Consider the following 5,026-nt stretch of genomic DNA (forward strand, 5'->3'; position numbering starts at 1 on the left):
ACGTGGCGTTGGAGCGCCCGCTGGACGTCGCCGAATGGGTCTCCAGCGTGCCGCTGTTCGGGTCGCCCTTTGCCATCATCGCGGCGAAAGACAATCCCGCGCTTCGCCATGCGGGGATCGCCGAGGGGGAAGAGGTGCCGCTCGACCTCTTCTGCGAGCTGCCGCACGCGCTGCGCTCCGTCGACGGCTCGATGTCGGGCTTCACCGACGACGCGCTGGGCAGGATGGGCCGGACGCGCCAAGTCACGCTCGCCTTGCCGCATTTCCAGGCCGTTGCGCTGGCCGTGGCGAGCGGATCCTATCTGGCCGCCGTTCCAAGACAGTTCGCGGCGGTGGCAGCGAAATCCTTGCCGCTCGGCATCTATCGGGCGCCGATTTCAATTCGTTCTCCGGCGGTGCGGATGTACTGGCACGCCCGCCGCGACGACGAGGCGCCGCATCGCTGGATCCGCGAGCAGATTCTGGACGAAATTGAGGCGCTTGGCTTCCGCAACCTGGATAACGAGGTCGGGGACTAGCCCTCACCCCGCCGTATGGCGGAGGCCAGCCTCGACGGTTGCGGGCCGGCGCAGGGCGAGCCGCCCCGCGACATAGTCCTTGACCTGGCGGACCGCCTGTTCGCGTGTGACGCTGCCCGGCTGCAGCCCGAGCCGGAGCCACAGCCCGTCGATCAGCGCGGTGACGCCGAGCACGATCTCATCCGCTAGGTCCGGCGATGCAAGGTCGCGCAGGCCGGACAACAGGTTCGAACGCATGCGCGCGTGGATGACCTTCTGGATGCGCGCCAGCTTCTCGTCGCGCGGCACCTCGGAGCAGAGCGACAGCCAAGCGTGGCAGAGCGGCGGCAGGAACAGATGCTCCTCGAAATTGCCCTCGATCACGGCGTGCAGTCGTTCCATCGGCGTCCGTGCGCGCCGAAGCCTGACGACCACCGCATTGCGGAGCACGGCATTCGCCTCGCGCATGGCATGCTCGAACAGTTCCTGCTTGTTGCGGAAATAGTGCAGCACGATGCCCTTCGAGGCGCCGGCCTGGGCCGCGACCTTTTCCAGCGTCGCGCCGGCAATGCCCTCGCGCTCCAGCACCGCGAAGGCTGCCTGCCGCAATTCCTTGCGGCGTATGTCGCTGAGACGTGTGAGTTTCACCGGACCGATCCATGCATCGCGAATCCATGTTGACATTTTCGCCCGCTCAGATCAATGATTGACCAGTGGGACAATAATATGACCAGTTGGTCAACGAATAGTCGACATGAGGAGAACCGGAATGTTGCGTATGCTTGCGAATGGCGTCTGTGTCGCGGCCCTGATGCTGACTTCCCAGGCCGCCAGGGCCGCCGAAGCCGAGGACTGCAAAGTGGTCCGCATGGCGGAGCCCGGCTGGAACGATCTCGCCTTCACCACGGGCGTGGCCAAGGTGCTGCTCCAGGCGCTCGGCTACGAGCCGCAGAGCGAGGTGCTCGGCATCAACGTCATCTACGAGGGCATGAAGAACAAAGACCTCGACCTGTTCCTCGGCTACTGGGACCCGGCGATGGTCACTTATTACGAGCCTTACAAGAAGGACGGCTCGATCGAGAACGTGCGCGTCAATCTGGTCGGCGCCAAATACACCTTCGCCGTGCCGACCTATGTCTGGGAAGCCGGCGTCAAGGATCTCTCCGACCTGCACAAATTCGCCGACAGGTTCGGCAAGAAGATGTACGGCATCGAGCCCGGCTCCAACCAACTGATGATGGACGCCATCGCCGATCCTCAGTTCCATCTCGACGGCTGGCAGGTGGTCGAGTCGAGCGAAGCCGGCATGCTCTCGGAAGTCGGCTACGAGATCAAGGAGAAGCAGTTCATCGTCTTCCAGGGCTGGGCGCCGCATCCGATGAACACGATGTACGATTTCAAGTACCTGACCGGCGGCGACAAGTTCTTCGGCCCGAATTTCGGCGCCGCCACCGTGACGACGCAGGTGCGCAAGGGCTATCTGCAGCAATGCCCGAACGTCGCGCAGCTCCTGAAGAACCTTGCCTTCGACATCGATATGGAAAATGTCGGCATGGGCTACCTCATCAATGATGGCATGAAGCCGGAGGAGGGGGCGCTGAAGTCGATTACCTTGCACAAGGATCGCCTCGATGGGTGGCTGGCCGGCGTCACCACCTTCGACGGCAAACCCGGCCTTGCCGCGGTCAAGGAAAAGCTCGGACTGTGAGACCGGCGGCATTGGACCTGCCGGAGCACGAGACCGAGCAGGACGCCTGGCCTAGCCGCAAGCAGTTTGTCGATGTCGGCGGCCTCGACGCTGCCTATGTCGAGATCGCCGGTTCAAAGCCGCCGCTGGTGCTTGTGCACGGCTTCACCGACACCAGCCGCAGCTTTTCGCTGCTGATGCCGTATCTCGCCGGCCGCCGCCTGATCATGCCGGACCTGCGCGGCCACGGCGCTTCGCAGGCGCGTGAGGACTGCGCCGTCGCCGATTTCGCCGAAGATATCGCCGGACTGATCCGGCGCCTGCGGCTCGACCGGCCGGTCCTGGTCGGCCATTCGCTGGGAGCCATGGTGTCGATCGCGCTGGCAGCGCGGCACCCGGAACTGATCGGTGGGCTGGTGGTCGTGGCCGGCACTTTGAAAACCGGTTTCGCGCCGGACCATCCCCTCGTCGCCGGTGTCGCGGCGCTGCGCGATCCGATCGCCCCGGCCGATCCGTTCTATGACTGGTGGCATGCCTGCGGCGCGAACGTGCCGCGGGCCTTCCTTGCAGCCATGGCTCAGGACGCCTCGGCGATGCCAACGGCGCGATGGCGCGCCATTCTCGAAGAAATCCGCCGTACGGATCTGACCGCTGCAGCGCGGGCCGTGCGGGTCCGGACGCTGATCATAGCGGGTGCCTGCGATCCGCTTTTTGGTGAGGCGCACCAGCAAGCTTTGGCTGAAGCGGTAGCCGGCTCACGCCTCGTGTGGGCGGAGCATTGCGGCCACAACCCGCATTGGGAGGATCCGGCTTTCGTCGCCGAGGTCTTAAGCCAGACCCTTCGGGGCTCGTGATATCCTGTTGGATTCGATCTCGGAGATCCGCTGAGTATGCACCGGTCGGGCGGTCCATTAAGGCCCGGAAGGTTTGATCCAGCGCAAGGCCGAGGGTGGCCGGAGGTGCAACCATACCGCTACCGTTGGGCTGTTGATTGGTTCTACGGCCTTAAGAGGTCGATTGCCGGTGTCGATTCCATCGGTGCCTGCCGGAGGAACTTCGCTGTGAAAAGCATGGTAAGCAGTGCGGCACTGTCGCTTGCCGCGGTTGTTGCGATGGCTGGTGCCGCTCAGGCTGCCAGCACTGTTCAGGTTTCGTTGTGGGACAAAGGGGCGAACACGCCCATGACCACCGGCTTCGCCTATGGAACGCCAAATCTCGACATGTCGAAGGCAACCATGGGGATGACGGCCAAGCCCGCGACGGTGAAGGCCGGCAAGATCACGTTCAAGGTGAAGAACAGTTCCAAGGATACTATCCACGAAATGATCGTGATGTATCGAGCGGATCCCAAGGACCCGCTTCCCTACATTGCTGCCGAGAACCGGGTCGATGAGGACAAGGCCGGCGACAAGGGAGAGGTTGCGGAACTCGACCCTGGCGCTTCGGGCACGCTTACCGTAAACCTGAAACCTGGCAAATACGTGCTCATCTGCAATGTCCCGGGTCACTTCGCGACGGGCATGTGGACAGAGTTCACCGTCAAGCCGTAGCAGCCGAACTGGCGAAGCGACTGACATTCCGTATCTGTCGGCAGGCAGCCTCCCGGCAGGGATCACCGGCCCACCAACGATCGGGATGTCGGCGAAAGCAGAAGCATCTGGGATGGCTTTGTCAGGCTCGGCTCCAAAGCTTTCCGGAAGACTCGCCACGCCGGCGAAGCGGCGAGGGCGGCTTGGCATCGGTCGAGCGCCTCTTTGTTGCCGAAACCAGTGACAGCGATGAAGACATTTTCGCCAACTCGCACCGGCAGGCGCGGGAACGTGTTTTCGGCGTGCTCGCTGACGAAGGCGCCGAGCAGGCGTGCGCCGTTTGCCGCAAGCTGCGGAATCGCTTCCGTCCGGAAACGCTCGGCGAAGGCAGCACCCATACCCGGGCGCAAATGATGAATCGAAATCTCAATAATGCTGTCTAAGCGGCCTTCCGGATTTGCTTTTCCGGCTTCGGCGATGGCGGACCTCTGCAGTCCCGACAGGTCGAAGCCGGCATCCCGCCATGCCGGCTTCAGAAGCAGCACATCGTCCGAATCGATCATCGTCGCGTTGGCGGCGTCGCGATGCTCGGCCCAGACCGGCCCGCCATAGAAGGCGCTCAGCGCGTCTTTTCTGGCTCTCATGTCGTCGAAGCCGCGCAGCCAGACGAACATGTCGGGGCGGTGGAGGTCGCGGAACTGGCCGATGATGGTCATGCCGGTCGCTTCCTGGCTCACGATGAACTCCCGGTCGAACAGCGCGATCAGCGTTTCGCGCTGGCCTGGCCTCAGCGTGTATTGGCGAAGCTCGACGATGGGTGAGGCAAGGCGGGGGGCACTTCGAACGATGTTCATCGTCGACTCCAAAACAGGGCGATCATCCTGTTTATAAAACAGACCGGTTGTCCTGTTTTGTCAATCTGGTATCTTTCCTTTTCCTTCTCCCCTTGTGGGAGAAGGTGGATTGGCGTGCAGCGCCAAGACGGATGAGGGGTGCTGGACGGATCGCCGTCTTTGCCAAGCTGGAGCACCCCTCATCCGCCTTCACTTCGTTCAGGCACCTTCTCCCACAAGGGGAGAAGGGGGAGATGGCGATGCGCAAGAAGCGCACCAACGACCCGGCAGGTATGCGCCGCCGGGTCCTCGATGTGGCGGAGGAGTCCTTCCAGGCGCGCGGCTATCACGCCTCGAGTCTCGGCGACCTGACGGCGGCGGCCGGCGTCACCGGCGGCGCGCTGCATCACCATTTCCCGACCAAGAAGGCGCTGCCGCCACGCGCTCCTCGATCACCGCCAGCGCCAGCGCCTTCTTGGT

At 63.4% G+C, this 5,026-nt stretch carries 7 protein-coding genes; 5 read left to right on the forward strand and 2 right to left on the reverse strand.

What is annotated here, in order from left to right; translation table 11 throughout:
• A partial coding sequence (locus EOA29_RS21680; protein ID WP_245468502.1) for a LysR substrate-binding domain-containing protein occupies nt 1–518 on the forward strand: 518 nt, incomplete at its 5' end.
• Nucleotides 519–521: 3 nt separating this feature from the next.
• Here the strand turns inward: EOA29_RS21680 and betI are convergent.
• Nucleotides 522–1,181, reverse strand: coding sequence for a transcriptional regulator BetI (gene betI, locus EOA29_RS21685; protein ID WP_126094463.1), 660 nt, complete (start codon nt 1,179–1,181; stop codon nt 522–524).
• Nucleotides 1,182–1,266: 85 nt separating this feature from the next.
• Between betI and choX the strand changes: the two genes are divergently transcribed.
• The 3 genes from choX (at nt 1,267) to EOA29_RS21700 (ending at nt 3,734) form a co-directional block, all read left to right on the forward strand.
• Entirely contained in the window at nt 1,267–2,205 is a 939-nt protein-coding gene (gene choX / locus EOA29_RS21690) for a choline ABC transporter substrate-binding protein (RefSeq protein ID WP_126094462.1), read from the forward strand.
• Entirely contained in the window at nt 2,202–3,038 is an 837-nt protein-coding gene (locus EOA29_RS21695; protein WP_126094461.1) for an alpha/beta hydrolase, read from the forward strand. Before choX ends, EOA29_RS21695 begins: the two co-directional genes overlap by 4 nt.
• 105 nt (nt 3,039–3,143) lie before the next feature.
• Entirely contained in the window at nt 3,144–3,734 is a 591-nt protein-coding gene (locus EOA29_RS21700) for a sulfocyanin-like copper-binding protein (RefSeq protein WP_245468503.1), read from the forward strand.
• Nucleotides 3,735–3,796: 62 nt separating this feature from the next.
• Here the strand turns inward: EOA29_RS21700 and EOA29_RS21705 are convergent, their stop codons facing one another.
• Complete coding sequence (locus EOA29_RS21705) at nt 3,797–4,567, reverse strand: NIPSNAP family protein (RefSeq protein ID WP_126094460.1); 771 nt, start codon at nt 4,565–4,567, stop codon at nt 3,797–3,799.
• A gap of 239 nt (nt 4,568–4,806) precedes the next feature.
• On the opposite strand from EOA29_RS21705, the gene EOA29_RS43110 reads away from it, so the two are divergent.
• Nucleotides 4,807–5,026, forward strand: a 220-nt coding sequence (locus EOA29_RS43110; protein WP_245468504.1) for a helix-turn-helix domain-containing protein, incomplete at its 3' end; no start/stop codon positions are given.

This window comes from Mesorhizobium sp. M1E.F.Ca.ET.063.01.1.1 (genome assembly GCF_003998155.1).
Lineage (GTDB): Bacteria > Pseudomonadota > Alphaproteobacteria > Rhizobiales > Rhizobiaceae > Mesorhizobium.